At 63.5% G+C, this 21,062-nt stretch carries 16 protein-coding genes; 3 read left to right on the forward strand and 13 right to left on the reverse strand.

Annotated elements, in window-relative coordinates; genetic code table 11:
* Positions 1-22: 22 nt before the first annotated feature.
* Positions 23-2,272: a CRISPR-associated helicase Cas3' gene (cas3, locus tag ACSQ3I_RS06530; RefSeq protein ID WP_435997161.1), complete on the reverse strand. Its 2,250-nt coding sequence runs from the start codon at positions 2,270-2,272 to the stop codon at positions 23-25.
* A 202-nt stretch (positions 2,273-2,474) separates the two neighbouring features.
* Between cas3 and ACSQ3I_RS06535 the strand changes: the two genes are divergently transcribed.
* Together ACSQ3I_RS06535 and lhpI are read left to right on the forward strand one after the other, a co-directional pair.
* Positions 2,475-3,893 (forward strand): hypothetical protein, encoded by a 1,419-nt coding sequence (locus ACSQ3I_RS06535; RefSeq protein WP_435997163.1) that lies wholly within the window; start codon positions 2,475-2,477, stop codon positions 3,891-3,893.
* A gap of 98 nt (positions 3,894-3,991) precedes the next feature.
* Complete coding sequence (gene lhpI / locus ACSQ3I_RS06540; protein WP_435997165.1) at positions 3,992-5,671, forward strand: cis-3-hydroxy-L-proline dehydratase; 1,680 nt, start codon at positions 3,992-3,994, stop codon at positions 5,669-5,671.
* Positions 5,672-5,793: 122 nt separating this feature from the next.
* Here the strand turns inward: lhpI and ACSQ3I_RS06545 are convergent, their stop codons facing one another.
* From ACSQ3I_RS06545 to ACSQ3I_RS06600, 12 genes are all read right to left on the reverse strand, one after another.
* A complete protein-coding gene (locus ACSQ3I_RS06545) occupies positions 5,794-6,951 on the reverse strand; it encodes an iron-containing alcohol dehydrogenase (RefSeq protein WP_435997167.1) in 1,158 nt (385 codons plus the stop codon).
* A gap of 20 nt (positions 6,952-6,971) precedes the next feature.
* The gene (locus ACSQ3I_RS06550; RefSeq protein ID WP_435997169.1) at positions 6,972-8,885 is read right to left on the reverse strand and encodes a sodium:solute symporter family transporter; all 1,914 of its coding nucleotides are present in this window, start codon (positions 8,883-8,885) and stop codon (positions 6,972-6,974) included.
* Positions 8,882-9,310 carry a hypothetical protein gene (locus ACSQ3I_RS06555; RefSeq protein WP_435997171.1) on the reverse strand — a complete coding sequence of 143 codons (429 nt, stop codon included), beginning with the start codon at positions 9,308-9,310 and terminating at the stop codon, positions 8,882-8,884. The genes ACSQ3I_RS06550 and ACSQ3I_RS06555 overlap by 4 nt, the downstream gene beginning before the upstream one ends.
* Before the next feature lie 82 nt (positions 9,311-9,392).
* Entirely contained in the window at positions 9,393-11,075 is a 1,683-nt protein-coding gene (locus ACSQ3I_RS06560; protein WP_435997173.1) for a flotillin family protein, read from the reverse strand.
* A 48-nt stretch (positions 11,076-11,123) separates the two neighbouring features.
* Positions 11,124-11,825 carry a bacteriorhodopsin gene (locus ACSQ3I_RS06565; protein ID WP_435997175.1) on the reverse strand — a complete coding sequence of 234 codons (702 nt, stop codon included), beginning with the start codon at positions 11,823-11,825 and terminating at the stop codon, positions 11,124-11,126.
* 48 nt (positions 11,826-11,873) lie between these two features.
* Entirely contained in the window at positions 11,874-13,241 is a 1,368-nt protein-coding gene (locus ACSQ3I_RS06570) for an ABC transporter permease (RefSeq protein ID WP_435997569.1), read from the reverse strand.
* The gene (locus ACSQ3I_RS06575) at positions 13,241-14,623 is read right to left on the reverse strand and encodes an ABC transporter permease (RefSeq protein ID WP_435997177.1); all 1,383 of its coding nucleotides are present in this window, start codon (positions 14,621-14,623) and stop codon (positions 13,241-13,243) included. The genes ACSQ3I_RS06570 and ACSQ3I_RS06575 overlap by 1 nt, the downstream gene beginning before the upstream one ends.
* Positions 14,620-16,443 (reverse strand): sugar ABC transporter ATP-binding protein, encoded by a 1,824-nt coding sequence (locus ACSQ3I_RS06580; protein WP_435997179.1) that lies wholly within the window; start codon positions 16,441-16,443, stop codon positions 14,620-14,622. The genes ACSQ3I_RS06575 and ACSQ3I_RS06580 overlap by 4 nt, the downstream gene beginning before the upstream one ends.
* 85 nt (positions 16,444-16,528) lie before the next feature.
* On the reverse strand, positions 16,529-17,695 hold the full coding sequence (locus ACSQ3I_RS06585) for an ABC transporter substrate-binding protein (RefSeq protein WP_435997181.1): 1,167 nt from the start codon (positions 17,693-17,695) through the stop codon (positions 16,529-16,531).
* 42 nt (positions 17,696-17,737) lie between these two features.
* Positions 17,738-18,508 carry an AttM family quorum-quenching N-acyl homoserine lactonase gene (attM, locus tag ACSQ3I_RS06590; protein WP_435997571.1) on the reverse strand — a complete coding sequence of 257 codons (771 nt, stop codon included), beginning with the start codon at positions 18,506-18,508 and terminating at the stop codon, positions 17,738-17,740.
* A gap of 196 nt (positions 18,509-18,704) precedes the next feature.
* The gene (locus ACSQ3I_RS06595) at positions 18,705-19,553 is read right to left on the reverse strand and encodes an alpha/beta fold hydrolase (protein WP_435997183.1); all 849 of its coding nucleotides are present in this window, start codon (positions 19,551-19,553) and stop codon (positions 18,705-18,707) included.
* A gap of 37 nt (positions 19,554-19,590) precedes the next feature.
* Positions 19,591-19,980 (reverse strand): hypothetical protein, encoded by a 390-nt coding sequence (locus tag ACSQ3I_RS06600; RefSeq protein WP_435997184.1) that lies wholly within the window; start codon positions 19,978-19,980, stop codon positions 19,591-19,593.
* 177 nt (positions 19,981-20,157) lie between these two features.
* Between ACSQ3I_RS06600 and ACSQ3I_RS06605 the strand changes: the two genes are divergently transcribed.
* A complete protein-coding gene (locus tag ACSQ3I_RS06605; RefSeq protein WP_435997186.1) occupies positions 20,158-21,009 on the forward strand; it encodes an IclR family transcriptional regulator in 852 nt (283 codons plus the stop codon).
* Positions 21,010-21,062 lie beyond the last annotated feature (53 nt).

Consider the following 21,062-nt stretch of genomic DNA (forward strand, 5'->3'; position numbering starts at 1 on the left):
CCCCACACATTGCATGCAGTCTCTAGATCTGAGTACTCTCCACCGAGAGATAATCGGCGTCCTCCCACAGCAAGCCGATCTCCTCCCCATACATGCTCGCCGTCTGCAGCACGGCGAACTGATCCCCCCGAATTTTCGGGTGAATATACGCGGCATGCCCATTTTCGAGCATGAGGTGCCGCGCCTTTAGCGGTATCTGCAAGACATATGTTTGCAACTTTCTAGCGAGCAGGCCAGAGGGGATTTCCGCTACCCCCAGTTCGTCCACCGCCTTTTTTGCAACCTCGTCGCGGGCGATGATCACCGGCACCATCTCGCTTTCGATCATGCGGAAATCCGCGGCCACGCTCCGATAGGCGAAATCGGTTCCGGTCCGGTCCATCAGGAAGCGATTGAGAATGGCTTTCCGGTCAAGACCCTTGATGCCGACGCGCCAGTAGACTTCGCCAAAATAGGCGGCGATGGCGTCCGGGGACAGCAGATCCTCGTATTTGTCGATCATGCGTCCGGTATCGGCGATCAGCCCCTTGATTTCGGAGGGCGGGGGATAGTCCGGCGCGGAAAAGACCGTGACGATACTTTCCTCCACTGGCCTTTTTCCCTCCCGGTTGCAACGGCCGGCCGCCTGGGCGATGGAATCCAGCCCCGCTTCGGCGCGCCAGACTTTTGGGAAATCGACATCCACTCCCGCTTCCACCAGGCTGGTGGCAATCACCCTGCACGGCGCGCCGTCGATCAGCCTTTGCCTGACATCCGCAAGGATTTCCCGGCGGTGGGCCGCATATTGCCGGGTCGTGAGGTGAACCAGTCCAGACAAGCCGGCCGCCTGCGCCTCGCGGAAAAGCGAAAGCGCGTGTTTGCGGCTGTTGACGATCACCAGCCCCTGGGGCGCCCCTTCCAGCGCCGAAACAAGATCGGCATCGCTCATCTCGCCGGCGCGCTCGATCGTCACACGCCGCAATTGCCGCGCCAGCCTTTGCGGATCGGGCGCCAGTTCGCGGCCTTCGAGGGCGAGCCCGGCCGGATGCGCCTGCGGAAAATTTCTTTCGTCGAGCGCCGGCTGCGTCGCCGTGCATAAAACGATGGTGCATTTGTAGTTCAGCGCCAGTTCGTCGAGGGCGCGGACGGCGGGCGCCAGCAGGTGCCGGGGAATGGTCTGGGCCTCATCCAGAATGATGATGGAACCGGCGATGTTGTGAAGTTTTCGCGCCCGCGACGTCTTTGCCGCAAACAGGCTTTCGAAGAGCTGCACATTGGTGGTCACCACCACCGGTGCGGCCCAATCCTCCATGGCCAGCTTCAGCTTGTCCCGGCTTTCTCTTGCCTGTCTTGGATCGAATTTTTCCTCATCGATGGCCGAATGATGTTCCAGCACATGCTCGTCGCCGAGAATGTCCCGGAAAATGGACGCCGTCTGATCGATGATCGACGTGAAAGGGATCGCATAGATGATGCGGCTATGTCCGTGGACCTTCGCATGTTCGAGCGCAAATGCCAGCGACGCCAGCGTCTTGCCGCCGCCAGTCGGCACCGTCAGGGTAAACAGGCCGGGCTTTTCCCGCGTCCTGCCGCGCACATGGGCGAGGATTTCCGACCGCAGCGTGTTGAGGTCGCTTGGGCTGCTTTTCTTGCCGGCCATGTAACGCTCGAAGTCGGCCAGAAACTGCGGCAGAAGCTGCTGCAACGCCTGCCACTCGCGGTCGGGACGGCGGCCTTCCAGGGCCGAATAGAATGCCTCCGTATCCTTGAAATCGGCATCCACAAGGCAGGAAAACAGCATCCGGCCGCAGAAGGCCATCTGGAAGGCCAGCCTGTCCTTCGTGTTCGCCCAGGAGAAACCCGGCATCAATCCAGACAGTTCGGCGCTGATTTCCGTCTGCCAGGCCTTGTCCAGCGAAGCGCTCTTGAACCCGGCTATCCGTTCCGTCAGGGCAGCGTCGCTGCCGCGCTTGTCCGGCAGTCCGGCGTGATGGCCGAGAATGGCGTAGGCGATCAGTTCGGCTATGTACTTGTCCCCACCCCGTACGGTCTGCAAAATATGCCAGGCACCGGCCGTCGAATGATCGACGCGAATTTCGGCGCCCGCCAGGCGTTTCTGGAAGTCCTGCGTGTATTTGCCGAGATCGTGAAACAGCCCGGCAAGCAAAGCCGCCTTCCCTAGGCCGAATGGCTCGGCCATCTGGCCGGCGAGTGCGGCAACCTGCTCGAGATGCTGTTTAAGGCCTTGCCAAGCGCTCCTGTCATCGCCTCCGGAATGTGCAAAATAAGACATGCCACCCTCCCCAATGCACGCTTAGGTTAAGCAAGACTGGGATAATGTCACCCACATTTGAACGCCCCGATTGATTTTCCACAACGCGATGGGCAGAATTTTCACGCGCATGGCGATCAATCTGCACCCATGGCATGAATAGGGAGACGGCGCGAACCGTCATCTCCAGTATTCGGACACCATGAGTAGGCAAATCGGCATTATGTTCAGAACGTTCGCAGCGCTTTTGATTGCTTCTTCCCTCTCCTTCCTTCTCACCTCATGCGACAGTTCCACAGCCTCTGAACCCGGAGGCTTCTTCCCGGCGCCGGGACAGGAATCGTCCAGCATCTCGCTGGCGCACGGCAAGGACGGCCGTACACACATGGCTTTCACCGGTTATGACGGCGCGACGAAGGACCAGATCTTCTACGGGGTCTGCGCCGGCCGGGATTGCGGCGCGAACCGGGACAACTGGGCGGTCGCGACCATCCCGTTCCCCAGCGCCATCAAGCTGCAGCTTGCCGTCACGCCGGAAGGCCAGCCGCGCCTTTATGTCGTCGCCCGTCCACCGAGCGGCGAGACGGACCACAACAGGACCTATTCCTACGGGGAATGTCGTACGGACTGCGAGAAGACCGCGAGCTGGACGTTCACGCGCATCGCGGAAAGCGGCGACAATCTCATCAGCGACGCGCTGACGCAGCGCGTGCCGGACCGGACCTTTGTCCTCGATGGCAAGGGCAATCCACGCTTTATCTATACGGACGCCAACTACGCCATCGAACCGGATCACTACGGTGCCTTCGTGATGGCCTGCGACAGCCAATGCACCGAGCGCGCCAACTGGACGGAAACCGATCTTGCCGTGCATGTCGGCTACAACACCGAAACCTTCAGCAAAACGTCGCTCGCGGTGGCGGAAAACGGCGCGATGGGTGTGGTGGCCGGCCTCTATCCGTTTACGGCAGACGGCAATCAGTTGAAGCAGGGCCTCTATTATTACGGCTGCGAAACCGATTGCCGCGACAAGGCCAACTGGCGCCGTACCTTTATCGTCCAGCAGGGTAGCGGCTCGATCCCAAGCCCGACCTGGCATCTCGCTTTCACACCGGACGGCAAACCGCGGCTTGCCCTTTTCGCCGGCGACGGCACCGAGGTTCCGGGGCTTGCCCACCAGCTTCTCTATGCCTGGTGCAACGCGGCGTGCGACACCGAGGACGGCTGGTCGGCGAATGCCGTCAATCCCGGCAAGGGTATCGGAGAGGGGACATACCTCGCCCTGGATCAGAAAGGCTTGCCGCATATCGCCATGCTGACCGCAGACGGTCAGGCCGCACTTGCTCGCTGCACCGGCGGCTGCGAGACGGATGCTCCGCAATGGACTTCGGTGCTGGCAGAGGAAATCGCGGTACCGCAGAAGGAACGGCCGCAGGCCCTGCCCTTCCATTGCGATGGCGAAGTCTGGAACGGTTTCCTGCCGTCGCTGGCCTTGAGCGAGGGGGCGGCAACCATCGGATATGACATCGTCGTGGAAGCACGTTGCCTCTACAAAGATTTCGACGAGCCGGTGCCCTCCTCCACCTTTCACGAGATTTTTCGTGGCAGCCGCGTCGCGGTCGTGCCGCTGGAAAACGGATGAAAAGCTTCGGCGAGACGATCCGCACCTCGCCAAGCCGCAATAATGGCTGATATCCTGGCCCTTCGTACCCACGCAATCACGATGGCAGCCACCGCGACATGAACTCCGCAGCACGCAGCATTCTCGCCGGGACGGCCGAAGGGCCGATCCTTGCGACCTCCGAGCCTCTCAGCTTCTGGGGCGGGGTCGATCCGGCCACCGGCACGATCATCGACGTGCATCACCCCCTGCACGGGCAAACGATTGCCGGCACTGTGCTGATGATGCCCTCGACCCGCGGCTCCTGCACCGGATCGGGCGTACTGCTGGATCTGGCGCTGAACGGCCTGGCGCCGGCCGCCCTGATCTTTTCCCAGGCCGAGGACGTGGTGACGCTGGGAGCGCTGATCGCGGAAAAGATGTTCGGCAAGCCCCTTCCGGTTCTGCGTCTGCAGCCCGACGATTGGGCACGGCTGAGCGGGCAAGAGAAAGCCGCGGTCACGCCGCAGGCAATCACCGCGCCCGGCCTCAGCCTGCCTCTCGCGCCGCCGGAGGCCTCCTTGCTGGAGCTGACCGGGAGCGACCGCGCCATGCTGGATGGAGCGCACGGCGATGTCACCCAGCTTTCCATGGAGATCATCTGCGCCATGGCTGCCAATCAGGGCGCGAACCGTCTGGTCGATGTGGTGCAGGCGCATATCGACGGCTGCATCTACGCCAGTCCGGCAAACCTGATTTTCGCCGAGAGAATGGCCGAGATGGGCGCGCGCGTCCGCGTCCCCACAACGATGAACGCAATTTCGGTGGACCGTGAACGGTGGCAAGCCCAAGGTGTGCCCGCGGCGTTTGGCGGACCGGCAGCACGCCTGGCCGATGCCTATGTGCGGATGGGATGCCAGAACACGTTTACCTGCTCGCCCTACCTGCTGGCGACCGCACCCGTCCAGGGCGAGATGATTGCCTGGGCGGAAAGCAATGCGGTGATCTATGCAAACACCGTGCTCGGCGCGCGAACGGCAAAACATCCCGATTTCCTCGATCTCTGCATCGCGATCACCGGACGCTCACCGCTTTCCGGCGTCTATCTCGATGAGCAGCGCATCGCGCAACGGATCATCCGCATCGATGTGCCCGAGGCGGTCGACGATGCCTTCTGGCCATTGATCGGCTACCTCGCGGGCAAGGCCTCGCCCGACCGCATTCCGCTTCTGCGTGGGCTGGACAAGGCTGCGCCCACATCCGAAAACCTAAAGGCAGTCTGTGCCGCCTTCGGCACGACCTCCGCCGCGCCGATGCTACATGTCGAAGGCATCACGCCGGAAGCGCATCTCGTCTTACAGGAGGCCGATCAGCTTCGCATCACCCGGCAAGACATGGCGACAGGATGGCGGCTGTTGAATGACGGACCCGACCGGGTCGATCTCGTGGCAATCGGCAGCCCGCACGCCTCCCTTGAGGAGTGTCGCGCTTTCGCCGACGCACTGCAGGACGGCAGGGTTGCCATCCCGACCATCATCACCGCCGGCCGCCACATCATCGCCGCCGCGAAAGGCGATGGGACGCTGGAGCGGCTGGAGGCTTCGGGGGTCGAGATCATCCCCGATCTCTGTTGGTGCTCCATCTCCGAGCCGGTCTTCCCGATCGCAGCCAAGGCGCTGATGACCAATTCCGGCAAATATGCCCACTACGGGCCCGGCCTCTCCGGGCGCGCGGTGCGTTTCGGCAGTCTTGCGAATTGTGCCGAAGCCGCTCTGAGCGGCTTTGCCACGCGTGACCTGCCGTTGTGGCTTGAAGCATAGCAGCCGGGACGTGAACCGAGATCCCGCACGCTCCGCTGACCGTACGCCGAGAAACCTCGGTTGCCCGCCGCCCGATCAAGATCGCGGACCTCCGTGTCGCGCATTGCCGCAGACAATACCCGTCAAAAAGCGGCGCGATAAATCGCCAGTGCGTCCGCCTCGGTTACCGGGCGCGGGTTGTTGACGAGCAGCCGGGTCTGGTTCATCGCATCCCTGGCCAGCTTTGGCAGCCAATCCTCGCCGATCTTCATGTCGCGCAGGGTTTGCGGCAGGCCGCAGTCACGCGATAATTGCGCCAGCGCATCGCAGAAGCCTGCCACCCGCTCCTGTCCTTCCAGTTTCGCCAGGGCGGGAAAGGCATGCGGTGCCAGATCCACATAGGCTTCGTGCGCGGTCACCGCGTTGAAGCGCAGCACATGCGGCAGCACCAGCGCATTCGAGAGGCCATGCGGAATATGGAAATGCCCGCCCAGCGGATAGGCAAGCGCGTGGACGGCGGCGACGGGCGAATTGGCAAATGCCTGGCCGGCGAGCATGGAACCGAGCAGCATGTCGGCCCGCGCACGTTCGTCCTTGCCATTGCGCACGGCCCGCAAGAGTGCCGCACCCATCAGCTGCAACGCCTGAACCGCGAGATTGCGCGACAGCGGGTTGTTGTTGGCGCTCGCCGAGGCGTAGGCCTCGATGGCATGCACCATTGCGTCGATGCCCGTCGCGGCCGTCACGTGCGGCGGCAGGCCGTAGGTCAGCTCGGGGTCGAGAAGGGCGACGTCGGGCAGAAGCACCGGTGAAACCACGCCCATTTTTTCCGAAGCGCCGGTGGTGACGATGGAGATCGGCGTTACCTCCGACCCGGTACCCGATGTCGTCGGCACCAGGATCAGCGGCAGGCGTGGACCCTTGGCATTGCCGACGCCATAAACGCCCTTGAGGTCTTCCTTGCCCACCGCCAGCAGGGCAACCAGTTTCGCAACGTCGAGCGACGAGCCGCCACCGAGCCCGATGATCCCTTCCACGCCTGCAGCACGTGCCTTGTCGGTTGCAAGGTGGATAACCGCTTCCGGCGGATCCGCCTCGACCTCGGAAAACAGCGTCACCTCGATGCCGCCAGACGTGAGGATTTCCAGAGCCCGCTCGACAATGCCGGTGCTCATCATCCCGGGATCGGTGACGAGCATGACGCGCGTGCCGATACCCGCCCGAACGATATCGGCAACCCTGGCCAGCGCACCTGCACCGAACTGGATGCTGCGGGTGGTGTTAAAGACAAAGGGCGTCATGTCAGTTCTCCAAATTCAGATTATCGGCCGAAGGCAAGTGCGGTCAGGACGACCAGACCGAAACCGACGGTGGCGGTGATCGCCAGTGCCCACAACCGTTCGGCCTCGCGTTGCCGCTGGTCGATACGCAGCCGCGGCGGTGGCTCATAGGCCGGCACCTCGCCGGCCAGCGGACTTGCCATTTCCATCTTGTAGGACAAGAACCAGACGAGCCCCAGCCCCGCAACCCAGAAGAGCAGCCCCCAACCCCAGAGCGACGGCATGCCGAGCGGCCAGGCGCCGTCCGTGCCGAGAAAGGCATAGTTGCCGAAGATCAGGCCGGGGCCGACGGCGAGGAAAAACCAGGCAAGCGCGATCGACCAAGCCGTCGAACGTAACGCCATCACGCGCGGACGTGAACGCACCGTTTCGAGAAGGAAGCGACGCGCCTCCAAAGCCTGTTCGCCAAAACCCCGCCGTTGGGTAAAGGCCGAAACCAGCAGTGTCACGGTGAGGTTTACGGCCATGCCCCAAGCGGCGGAATGGATCGTCCACGGCGCCCTCCCCCACGGCAGGTCGAGGCCGAAGAAGGAAAGAACGGCGATGCCGAAGGGTTCGGTCAAAAGCACGCCGGCAATGCCGAAGCCGACACCGGTAACAGCGGCCGGGCGGGTGATCCAGCGCAGCCAGGTGATGCCGAGCAACGGCGTCCATAGCTGGAACGCCAAAGGCAGGGCAAGCGAGGCGAGAACCGTCAACGTCATCGGCGTCAGAACCTGCATCAGCACCGACGCGAGCGTCAGGAGGCCGATAACGATCCGCGTCAGGTTGACCGTATCGCGGCGCTCGAGCCGGCCGTGAAACCACGGCTTGTAGAGATTACGGACGAGGGCCTCGCCGGCCGTGATCAGCGCAAGCCCCGCCATGAGCTGGACGCCGGCAAGCAGGCCGATGAACAACCAGGCACCGAACCAGGGGGAGAGCGAGGCAAGCAGGCCGGAAACGCCGAGGTCCGGTCGCACCAGCGCCGCCGCACCGATGCAGGCGACGCAAAGCGCGATCAGTCCGCCGAAAGCACCGGCCATCACCCAGGTCTGCCCTGCGGCGATGCCGCGCGGATTGCGGGTGGAGAGGACAATCTTGATCGCCAGCGGGCTCGCCTGGAACCCCATCAGGGCGAAGGCGATGGACAGGCTGGCGACGGCCGTGCCGTCATGCAGGGCGGCGGCTTCCCGGCCGGCGCCGGCGGTAAACTGCACGACACCGGACACGATGAACGCCCCCGCTTTCGCGGGGTCGGCGGCCAAGGCGGCCAGCCCGCTGTTCAGCGCGCCAAAACCGCCGAGGCTGATCAGCGAGAAGCCGGCGAAACCGGCGATCGCCGTTGCCGCGAGCATCGCCTGGACAGCGCCGAGGTAACCGACCGCCCGCATGCCGCCGATGACCACGTAGCCGAAAAGCACCAAGGCAAGCAACGTCGCGGCCACGGGCATCGACACTTCGCCGGCCGTCAGCAGCACCACAAGCCGCGACAGCGCCGCCAGCTGCAATCCGGCGAAGGCGACCGCAAACAGCACGGCGACGATGGTGGCGAAAACCACCAGGAATTCCGAGCCGTAATAGGCACGCAGCATCTCGTTGAGCGACGAAAGCCGCAGCCGCTGGCCGATCAGCCATAAGCGCTTGAAGAAAAACACGCCGGGCAAGGCCAGCGCGATGCCCGCCTGCAACAATACGGGCAGGCCGAACCCACCAGCGCCGATCCGCGCCGCGCCGTCGAGCAACGCCCAGCCGGACAGGCTGGCACCTGCAATCACCAGCGCCGAAACCCACGGCGCAATGCTGTGGCCGGCAGAGAAGTAGGACTCGAAATTCCGGTTCTCATACGCGGCAACCCGTGCCCAATAGAGCGTCACGGCGGCATAAAACAATCCGTAGAGCGGCAGCCAGATCATTTGCGCGCCTCCTGTGCCGTCGCCGACTTGATATGGAATTGCGAGAAGGCAGTCCGCATGCCGTGGCGGGTCAGCAGGTAGGACAGGAAACCGGCGGCAAGAACGCCGAACAGCAGCAGGCCGGAATAATAATCGGTCATGGTCATCTCGCCGCCGACCGCGCCGACGATGAAGACCAGCCCGAGCAAACCGTATGCGCCGATGCCGAGCGCTGCTTCGCCTGGGGTGAAGCCGGTGGCAAAAATGCCGTTGATGACGATGTGGGCGACGAAGGCGGTGACGATCACACCGACGCCAAGCGCCGAAAGCGCAAAAAGGTCGCGCGCCAAACCTTCGAGGAAACAACCGAGGCCAAAGAAGCCGAGCACGGCCCAGACCGAAAAGACCAGGATGTTTCGTTCGACGTTCGGACCTTTTTGGGACATGGACTGGTCTTCCTGTACTTCAGGCGGCGATGTGGGCGATCAGGGAGCGAGACCGGACCGGCTTCGCTCCCCATTGGGCTGCTCAGTTGGTGCGCTTTTCGCGGCCGCGCGGCGGCGGTTCGGGTGCGGAGGGCTCGGTGTAGACGATCTTCGAAAGGTCGCTCAGCGTATGGGTGCGGTGGACGGTGTCACCCGAAAGCCCGATCTCGCCGAGCAGCGTATCGACGAAGGGAGCCTGGGTGCGGTAGCGCAAGGCCGAGCTCACCACCTGTTCGGCGAGGTTTCCGTCCCGTGGCCCCGATCCGTCCGCGCCGTTGCCAGCGCCGGACGACCCGCCGCCCATGGCTCCGGAAAGGCCCGGAAGACCCTCGACATGCATAATCTTGATGCCTTCGATCTTTTCCATCGGCTTGACGCTTTCGCGGATGATCGACGGCAGGTTCTCGACCAGCGCCTTGTGCAGCGCCGACTTGCGCGAGGCGTCGGAGCGCAGGTTTTCGGCGGCGTTGAGCTTTTCCTTGCCCTCCGCCTCGACTTTCAGCCGCTCTTCCAAGGCAGCGACGGCGATCCGGTCGGCATCGGCGCGATCCTGCGCGGCGGCTTTTTCGGCTCCGGCGAGGATGCGAACCTTGACGGCTTCGGATTCGGCGGCCCGTTCGGCCTCGATCAGCTCGATGGCCTTCTGGCGGTTGGCGATCTCGGTGTCCCGGATGGTCTGTACTCGCTCCTGCGCCTCGACCATAGCCGCACGCGCCGCCTCGGCCTGCGCCTGCGCCTCGGACCGTTCCTTCGACTTGATGGAAACGGCGATCTCGCGGGTCTGGTCCTCGATCTGGATCAGCTCGCGACGCTTGATGTCGAGAGCCTCGACCTCGCGTTCCATGTCGATGCGGGCCCGCTCGACGGCTTCGCGTTCGCGCAGCTTGATCGCCTCGATCTCACGTTCGCGCGAAGCGTTTTCGGCAGCGATCTCGGATTTGCGCGTGGCGCGCTCGATCGACACTTCGGCCTCGTGGGCAAGCCGCGCATATTCGCTGTCGCGCTGGATTTCCAGGCTGCGCTTTTCCGCCTCCAGGTTCTTGGCGCGGATGGCGACTTCGGTGTCCTTCTCGATGTCGTTGCGCTTCTTCTTGCGGCTTTCGATCTGTTCGGTCAGGCGCGTCAGACCTTCGGCGTCAAAGGTGTTCGACGGGTCGAAGAGCTTGATGTCGGTCTGGTCGAGCGAAGTGAGCGAGACGGATTCCAGTTCCAGCCCATCGAGCGACAGGCTTTCGGTGACCTCCTGCCGGACTTCGCGGACGAAGGCCTGGCGGTTTTCGTGGATCTGCTCCAGCGACATCTTGGCGGCCGCACCACCCATGGCATCGACGAAGCGGCCCTGAATCAGGTCCTTGAGCTGTTCGGCATTCATGGTGCGGTTGCCGAGGCTGCGGGCCGCGGTCGCCACCGCTTCGACAGTTGGCGAAACGCGGACGTAAAACTCCACCGTCAGCTCCACACGCATGCGATCCTTGGTGATCAGCGATTTTTCCCGCGCCCGGGTGACCTCCAGGCGCAGCGTGTTCATGTTGACTTCCGTCAGATCGTGGAGGATCGGCAGCACCAGCGCGCCGCCGCCCATGATCACCTTCTCGCCGCCGAAGCCGGTGCGCACGAAGCTCACATCCTTCGTCGAGCGGCGATAGAGCCAGTGCAGAAGATAGGCGGCAACGGCGATGACGATCGCTGCCAGTATGATGATTGCAATGACGTCTGCACCCTTCATGGACGTGTACCTCTTGAATGAGCAGGAATGGAAGGCATGGGCCGCGGATCAGGCATGTCGCGTCTCCTCCGAAACGAGCACGCCCGTCGCCAGGACGGCGATGCCGAAGGCCATGCGATTGAGAATGTCGGCGAGGTTGTAGGCAACCGACAGGCTGCCGTCGTCGACCATGCCGGCAAAGGCGGTGAGGAAGTTACCGAGCGGATAGATCGCCCAGCCGATGGTGACGATCAGGCGCAGCCAGAAATAGCCGCGGCGCAGGTAATCGCCGGTCGAGGCACGGACCGCTTCGTCCATGCGGCCGAAGTAGAGTTCACCGAGGATATAGAGCCAGAAGACCAGGCCGATCAGGAAGGCGAGCGTCGCGTGCATATATTGCGCCTCGCCGAGATACCGCACGAAGACCATCAGCACCGAGACGACGACAAGCCGCCAGAATAGGCCGGCGCTCAGGCGCCCGGCGGTCTGCGCCAGGAAATACAGCGCCATCACCTGCAGCGGCATCGACACCGACCAGCCAACATAATGATAGACCACCGGCACGCCGCCGCCCGCCAGCCACGCGTCGCGCGCCTCGTGGGCGGCCCCGACGCCGACCAGCGCGGCGACGGCGCACAGCGTCACCGGCAGGCGCCAGCTGCGGCTGACCCAGGTCGTGCCGATCAGCAGCAGGATCGCGGTCGCGGCCAGCCCGAAGAGCGCGACCGAATAGCTCGCCGCCGCCAGATCGGTCGTCTGATACACCGCCATGTTACTGTCTCCCTTTCCGGAAATTCGTTTGCGCCATGTCGCCTGCCCTCAGATCTGCGTGCGGATGTGCGGCGAACGGGCATAGAGCGCCACCATCGGCAGGATCAGCAGCCCGAAGATGAATTGTTGCCATTTGAAATCGAGGCCGATGCCGACGAGGAAGCTGGACAGAACCTGCAGCACCAGCACGCCGATCACCGTAAAGCCGTATCCGCCGGCGCCGCCGAGCAGCGAGGTTCCGCCGACCACCACGGCGGCGAGCGTCAGGAACAGATACTGGTCGCCGACACCGATGAAGCCGCCGCCCGACCAGCCGAGTAGCAAGCCGCCGGTGAGCGCCGCGAAGAAGCCGGAGAGCGCATAGGCGATGACCCAGTAGCGCATTTCCGAGATCATCACCCGGCTGGCAGACGTGCGATTGACGCCGAGCGCATAGAGGAAACGCCCGTAGACCGTCAGCCTGAGCGCCAGGATCAGGATGAGCGCAATCAGCGCCCAGATGGCGATGACCGGCGGGAAGGAAAGGCCGAAGGTGGAGCCGTTCATCGCCGAGATGTTCGACAGCCATGCCGGCACGGTGCCGAAAACGTTGCCGGAATAGGCCGAACCGATCGAGGTGACGATCTGTACGCCGCCGGAGATGGCAAAGCCTGTGCCGAGGGTGACGATCAGCGCCTGTCCCTGCAGCTTGTAGCTCAGGAAACCGTTGATGACGCCGAAGAGCGCGCCGATGGCGAGCACGATCAGCGTGGCGAGCCATGGCGGCACGCCGAGGCCGATCAGGTAGAGCAGGCCGACATTGGCCGCGCCGATGATGAAGGGGATCGAGAGATCGAGGCCGCCGAGCAGCGCCACCAGCGTCTGACCGATGGAGGCGAGGCCGAGGAAGGAGGCAAAGAGCAGCATCGACTTGATGTTGTTGCCGGAGGCAAAACCTTCGATGTTCATCGAGCCGACGGAAAACAGCCCGGCCAGCACCATGATGCCGATGAAGGCGGAGCGGTTCTGCTGGAACTGCCGGCCGAGCGTGCGCGTCAGGATCAGGATCGCCAGCAGGATGATCAGCGAGATCACATTCCAGATGTTGAAGAAGGCCTCGACCGTCAGCGACAGCACCAGGAAGGCGATGAGGATCAGCGCCAATCCGAACAGCGGCCAGCGATATTGCAGCCAGGCGGTGCGCAGTGGGCTCGGCCCGTCGGCGGCAACGGCAGTCGCGGCCGGATCGAGGAACTGGCCGATGACGAAGCGCCAGGCCCAGACGAACAGCGCCATCGTGGCGATCGCCGACAGGATGATCACCTGGACCGAAAGTCCCTGGGCAAAACCGAAGCCGATGCCTAGCGCGGTGAGCACGAAGGCGATGGCAAGGCCGAGGATGCGGGCGGGCAGGCTGATCTGCGGCAGCTTTTCCATCACTCGACGGCCTCCGTTTCAGGCCCGCGCACGCCTTCGGCCATGACATAGGCGCCGGCAAGAACCAGCGCCGCGACGACCACGGCGACGGCCGGCGCCAGCGTGCGGCGGCTCGACTGGCCGACCGCGAGCCGCACGAACACGGCGATGACGATCAACAGCAGCACCGACAGCACGAGCGGGGCGGCGGCGATGCGCAGCGCTTCGGTCTCCGCCGAGACGGTGGCGATTTCCAGCGGGCCGGTCAGCGCCGCCTGCATGTCGAGCGGGCCGGGGACGACGGTGCCGATTGCGCCGAGCGCGGTATAATCGAAGGTGGCGTGCAGGATGATCCCGAGCACGACGACGGAGAGCGCCACGAAATAAAGCAGCGGCGAAAAATTGCGGATACGGCGCTGGATGACGGGGATCAGCAGCGTCAAAAGCAGCGAGATCACGAGGATCGCGCCATAGGCCAGGTTGGTGACAAAACTCTGGACGGTGCCGAAGTTGAAGGTCGAGAGCACGTAGGTGATGAGGTAGAGGTTGATCGCCCCCAGCGCCGACCCGAACACGCCGCCGCGCCCGCCCCCCAGCGAGGCGCCGCCGAGCACCAGCGCGGTGACGGCGATCAGTGTGTAGGTGGTGCCCTGCGACGGGTCGCCGGAGGAAATCAGCGCGGTGAAGCAGATGGCGGCGAGGCCGGCAAAGCAGCCCGAGATCATGTGCGCGCCGATGCGCACGATGGTGATCGGCACGCCGGACGTATAGGCGGCGCGCTCGTCCGAGCCCATCAGCCGCAGGTGGGTGTAGAAGGCGGTGGCGGTGAACAACAGCCAGGCGGCGGTGGCCAGCAGCAGGATGATCAGGATCGGCGAGAAGATCGAGGTGCCGTAACCCCATTCGGCCATGAAGGGCGGCGCCATGCCACCCGGACGCGGCAGGATGACGAGGTTGATGCCGCTGAGTGCCAGATAACCCGAGAGCGAGACGATGATCGGCTGCACGCGCACATAGATGACGATCAGCGAAAAGATCAGCTGGTAGAGCGCGCCGACAGCCATGCAGTACAGGAAAACGGCGATGGGATTTTCCAGGAGGCCGGCGCCATGCAGCTGGATCAGCGTGACGTTGATGAAGCCGATCAGCGGGCCGACGGAAAGATCCACGGTACCGCGGCCGGAAATGGTCGAGGCCATCAGCGTGTAGGTGGCAAGGATCAGCGGCGTGACGACGATGATCGCCGCGCCGATGCCCGAGGCCGACATCAGGCTCGGCGCCCGCAGCACCGCCACCGCCAGCAGCGCGAAGAACAAAGTGATCGGCATCAGCAGGAACGGGTTGGACCGTCCGCCCTGCGCCTCTGCTTTCGCCGTCGTAGTAGTGATCGCTGCCGTGCTCATCGCGCTGCCCCGCTGCGCGGCTGGCCTTCGGCGCCGAATTCGACGACGCGGATGGTTTTCGGAGCCATCGCAACCTTCGGCGTGGCGGTCGCCACCAGGCGCTCGACCGGCACCTGCGGCGGCGGCAAGCCGTCATGGCCGGAGCGCAACGTTGCCTTGATCTCTTCGGGCACGGAAACCTGCACGCGCACGCCGTCGCCCACCGGCGCGACGCCTCCGCGCTCCGCCCTGGCGCGCTTCGGGGTCAGCCCGTGCGCGGTTGTGAGGCCCTCGCCTGAGGTCTGGCCGAACATGGCTTCCAGCACGCGTTTGGTTTCCAGGCCGCGTCCGTCGAAAGCATCGAACGGCGCACCGTCGCGGAAGACGATGACGCGGGTTGCAAAGCCTAAAAATTCCTCGATTTCCGAGGACATGTAGACGACTGCCCTGCCCTCTTCGGCAAAGGCGCGCAGATGCTTGTAAAGCTCCGTCTTGGCGCCGACGTCGATGCCGCGCGCCGGATCGTTGAGCACGATGACGTCGGGGCGCATGGCGAAACCGCGGCCGATCAGCACCTTCTGCTGGTTGCCGCCGGAGAGCGAAGTGATGCGGTCTTCCTTGGCGCCGAACTTGATCAGCAGGTTTTCCGCCTCGCGTTTAAAAATCGTCGTCAGCGTCGGCCGGTCGATGATGCCGAGGATGCCGGCGCGCTTCTTCTCGCGGTAGAGCGGCATCACCATGTTTTCGAAAATCGACAGCGAGGCGAAAATGCCTTCCCTCTTCCGGTCGCCGGAGACATAGGCGATTCGGCCCTTCACCGCCTCGCCGAGCGTGCGCACTGGCAGCCAGCCGTCGTTGCGGTCGGCCACCTGGACGAGGCCGCGGGCGGCGGGCGCAACACCGGCGAGCACGCGCACGAAGGCGTCCTGTCCCTGGCCATCGAGGCCGGCGACGCCGACGATCTCGCCGCGGCGCAGGTCGAAATCGAAGCTGCGGGCATTTGGCCAGACGGCGAGGTTGCGTGCCTTCATGGCGCGCTCCGGCGTGCGTGGCTGCGGTGCGGTGTGCACCGCGTGGCTGGTGCCGCGGTCCTCGCCGGTCATCAACGCCAGAAGATTGCGTTCGGTGATCTCGGCCTTTTCCAGCACGCCGACGTCTCGCCCGTCGCGCAGCACGGTGGCGCGGTCGGATATGCGGATCAGTTCGGCGATGCGGTGGGTGACGATCAGCACGGTGGTGCCGCGGTTGCGCAGCGCCCGCATGCGGGCGAAAAGCCGTTCGGTGCTGTCGAAATCGAGTGCAGCCGAGCTTTCGTCGAGGATCAGGATTTTCGGTTCGGACAGCAGCGCCCGGGCGATGGTGATCCACTGCTTGAGGCCGAGCGGCAGCGTGCCGACCAGAGCATGCGGATCGACGGGTTCGCCGGACAGTTCCTCCATCAGCTCGGCAGCGCGGGCGACCTTGCGCTCCTGCGACAGCGTCTTGGAAAACAGCCGGTCGGCGCCCATGAAGATGTTATCGACGACGGAGCTTTCATCGGCGACCAGCACTTCCTGGTAGACGGTGGAGATGCCGAGCGCCCGGCTTTCGGCCGGCGTCGATGGGGTTTCGCCGAGGATCGACACCGTGCCGCCATCGATGGGCAGGATGCCGGAAACCACCTTGGCGAGCGTGCTCTTGCCGCAACCGTTGCCGCCGACGATGGCATGGATCTCGCCGGCGCGGGCGGAAAAGGAAACGCCGTCCAGCGCCCGGGTCGGCCCGAAATATTTCTTCACGCCACGCACGAGGATCGTCTCCCGGCTTGTCACGTGTTCGATATCTGGGGTGGACGACGCCATAACGATCCCTTCGAGGCGGAGGCGAAAATGCGAGACGGTAAAAACAGCGGTGGTGGAAGGGGCCGGCAAGCCGGCCCCTCAGAGATCAGGGCTTGTAGGCCTTCGGATCGGCCGGACGCAGGAAGAAGTCGTCGAGGTAGGACGGGTCGTAACCCCAGCGCTTGGCGCCGACCTTCAGCCATTCGGCGGTATCGACGGAGCAATCCTCGTTCATGACGGCCTTGAGATCGTCATGCGTCAGCTTGACGGGGTCGACGAGGATCGACTGGATCTTCGGGCCCTGCCCCTGCAGCGTGCGCATCATTACATGCCACATCAGCTCGATATCATCGGCCGGCGGCCAGAGCTGATAGGAGTAATTGATGTAGTTGGGGTTCTTGCGCCAGTGGCACAGCGCGCCCAGTTCGCCGCCGATGGCGACCGGGATTTCACCGCGGCCGGCCTGCTGCACGGCGCGCAGCACGCCCATTTCAGCAGCCGACTGCACGACGATGCCGTCGAGCTTGCCTGGATTGGTGGCGAGCCACTTCTGCACTTCGCCCTGCGCCACCTGGTCGGTCCACATGCCGGCAACCGAGCCGACGATCTTGATATCAGGCGAGGACGCGAGGCCGGCGAGAACGCCGCGGTTCTGGCTGTCGGAGCCTGATGTGCCCGGAATGCCCTCGACCACCAGCACGTTGCCCTTGCCGCCGAGCTGGTCGACCATCGCCTTGCCGATCTCGTAGCCGCCGACCTGATAATTGACGGAGGAGTTCACGGCATATTCCGAGGTCAGGTAGCCGGTCATCGAGAAGACCGGAACGCCCTTGTCGGCAGCATATTTCACCGAAGCGTTCAGTGCCGTCGGGTTCGAGCAGCAGAGGATAATCGCATCGACGCCCTGGTCGACGAGCTGGCGGATCTGCTGGATCTGCGTCGCATCGTTGAGGTTCGACTGGGTGATGACAACGTCGGAGAGCAGGCCAAGCTGCTTCCACTCGGGAACGATGACGTTCTGCAGCTCGTCCATGGCGGCGGCGCGCCAGGTGTTGCCGGCGTAGGACGAGGCGTAGCCGATCTTCCACGGCGGCGGGTTCTTGGCCTTGAAATCCCGCCATTTGCTCGGACCGATCGGCTGCATCGGGTCGAGCATGTCCTTGTTGTAAAGGCGCTTTGCCACGTCGGGATTGATCTCGTCGATCCCCTCGGCATGCGCCCCGATCGCGGCGGCGACGAGGAACGCCGCCGCACAGGCGAATTTCTTTAGCATATTCAACTCCTCCAGGTTGGTATGTCCAATTCTCACAGGCAATCAGTCGTAAAAATCATGCGGCGCCTTGCGGAAACCGGCCCAGCTCACCGGATCGTGGCCGGTGACCACCATGGCGCCGGTGTCGGCCGCGATCTTGCGCAGCTTGGCGACGGAATCGGCCGCATCCGCCGACGAGACGACAAGCCCCGGCAGTGCCTTGTTCTCCCAGTGGTCAACCGTATAGGCGGCGTCGATTGTCAGAAGCACGGGGCCGGTCTTCGGCAGGGTGATCAGGAAGGACTGGTGGCCCGGCGAGTGGCCGGGGGTGAAGATCATGCGGATGGTGCCGTCGCCGAACAGGTCGTAGTGATCGGTGTAGCTGCCGCCCAGAAATTTCCAGTTGAGACCCGGCCGGTCGAAATCGGCGCGGATATAGGCGCCGGCGGAAAACCAGTGCGGCTTGAAGGCATAGTCGTATTCCGCCCGCTGCACGACATATTGCGCCTTGGGAAACCGCCCGATGGCGCCGGTATGATCGAGATGCAGGTGCGACTGCAGCACGTAACGCACGGTATGCGGCGCGACGTCGACCATCTTCAGCTGGTCGACGCAATTTTCCGAAACGCTCATGATCGGATCGTAGGCGGCGAGCACCGAACCCCAATGGGCGCGCTTGTCGATCGCCACTTCCACGGCGTTGCCGCCGTCGATCACCACATTGCCCTGCGGATGCTTGATCAGGAACCACGGAACCGGGATCTCGAAAGGCTCCTCGCCCTGGTTCATCTTGATGTATTTGGTCTTGGTGCGCAGCACGCCGGTCTGGAACATGTGCAGTTCGATGCCGGAGGATTTCCGGCGCTCGCGCGGCGCTTCCTTCGGCGCGGAGGAAAACACCGGCCGCGGCGCCAGCGACGAGCTTGCTCCCTTCGATGAGGCCGTGCGGCCGTCCACCTCGACGCGATGGCCCTTGTCGTCGAATTCTATGATCTTCATCGCGGCAACCTCAGTTTTCCCGGGCCATGGTTCAGGTTCTCGTCTCGACGATGCGCAGCGCTTCCTTGAGGTAGACGGCAAACAGCGGGTAGTTTTCCGACATCGGGAAGTGGCCGATGTCCTCCATCTCGATGTAGATACCGCCGGGGATCTGCCGGGCGGTGTTTTCCGTCGCCTCCGGCGGCGTCAGGTAGTCGTAGGTGCCGGTCATCATGATCACCGGGCACTTGCGGGTGTCGATGTTGCCGAGCTTGCCGCGCAGGTCGTGGTCGATGGAATAGAAGAACAGGTCGCCCTTGAAGACTTCCGACCCTTGCGTGTAGTAATGCCAGGTCAGCCAGCGATCCATGTCGGGGCTCTGCGGCGCCATCAGGTCCCAGACGCCGCTGGCGCAGACCTGTGCGGCGTTGGCATGCGGGTGCCGCCACCAGTCGAGAAAGAAGCCCGGCGCATGCTCGGCCGCTTCCACGGGAATGACGGCGCGAAACCGGTCCGGATGGTGCAACGCCAGCTGCAGCGCGACGTTGCCGCCAAAACTCGAGCCCATGAAGATCGGGTTGTCGAGTTCCAGCGCATCGCAGAGCGCGACGATGAAATTCATGTAGTGGCTGGCGGTCAGCCGGTATTCTTCCTTCCACCATTCCTTGTTGAGCGGCGGATCGGATTTTCCGTGGCGCGCCAGGTCATAGGCGATCACGTCGTAATGCTTGGTGATTTCCTCGTCTTCCAGAAGGCCGCGCCACTGATGATTGTGGCAGCCGGCGGTATGCTGGCAGACGAGCGGGATTCCCTGGCCGTTCCTGAGGTAGAAGACCTTGTATTCGTAACCGTCGACATCAATGGTGACGTATCGGCCGATGACGGGTGAGTGTTTTGCCATTCCGGTATTCCTAGTGAACGGATAGGGTTGGCGGGTGTCAGACGGGGACGCCGACCTTGCGCAGCAGTTCGAACTGCACGGTGAAATTCCGAAGGTTCTGCATCATCACGAGGATGTTGCCCTCGATCTTCAGGTCGCGCCGGAAGCTGGCCGCCCATATGCCGTGATACATCGGGTCCGGGATAGGTTTGGCGAATTCCCGCCACGTGGCAGGGCTCGCTCGCAGCGCGAAATCATAGGCATCCAGCGGCTGCGGATCGGTGTTGACCCTGTAGACCTTGCCGTCGACCATTTCCACGATGACCTTCTGGGTGCCCATGTCCCACATGAAGGTGCAGGTATAGTATCGCGCCATTGCGCCGATGGTCTGGTCTCGGTCCGATGTCTCACCGAAGCGGATAGCCCAGTCCCGCACACCCATTACCATGCGTCGCTCCCATAAGCTGACGGCGCGTGATCCCCGCCCTTCGGCGATCGATCATCGCTCTTCTAACCGTCTTGTGTTCAACATATCGAACACTTTTCACTGGACTGGAAGCTAATCTTCGGGCTAAACGTCTGTCAAGAGAAAAACAGCCGCCCAAAAATCCATTCGGAATGCTTCATGGACCAGTCGGACAGCAAGGCGAAATACGTACCCGCGTTGGAGAGAGGGACCCGCATCCTGGACCTGGTCGCCCGGTCCCGAAGTCCCTTAAGCCTTTCGGATATGGCGCGGGAATTGAACCTCGCACGTAGCAGCGTCCACACGCTGTGCCATACGCTGGTCAACCTCGAACTGCTGATCCGCCGCAACGACCAGACGTTCCAGATGGGACCGCATGTCATGCGCTGGTCGAACGCATTCACCACGCAATCGGACGTTGCGGCCGAGTTCGCTGCGATGTGGGACCAGGAGACGGAGTTGCCCGGCGCCACCATTACGCTGTCGGTGCTCGAAGGGCCGGAAGTGGTCTACATCGCGGCCAGAAATTCCGACGTCAGCCATTCGTTGATCGAATTCCGCGCCGGCATGCGCCTGCCGGCGGCGTTTACGGCAACCGGCAAAGCGTTTCTCAGTCATATGAACGAATTCGAAGTGAGAAAACTTTTCTCGGATGGGTTGCCGCCCGGCCGCACGCCGAAAAGCGTGCAGGATATCGAGGTGCTGCTCGGCGAACTGCAGGAGGTTCGCAAGAACGGCTATAGTTGCGACGACCAGCAGGTTGCAGAAGGTATCGTCTGCTTCGGGGCATCGGTGCTGGATTCGCGCAACCGGCCGATTGCCGGCGTTGCCGTCAGCCTGCCGACCGAGGCTCTGGCCAGCGGCGACCGTGGGCGGGTGATTTCCAACGTCCAGCGCATCGCCACACGCCTCTCGCATCGCATGGGAGCCGATCTGAGCCGGATGAGCGGCCTGCTCCACTCGGCCAATCAGCGCAGCGGGCAAACGGCCAAAAATGAGACAATCGGGTAAGAGACAAGTGGCTGCCCATATGGTGCAGCACTGCATTTAGTGCCATGATACGG

It is taken from the genome of Rhizobium sp. LjRoot30 (assembly GCF_964253915.1).
Lineage (GTDB): Bacteria > Pseudomonadota > Alphaproteobacteria > Rhizobiales > Rhizobiaceae > Metarhizobium.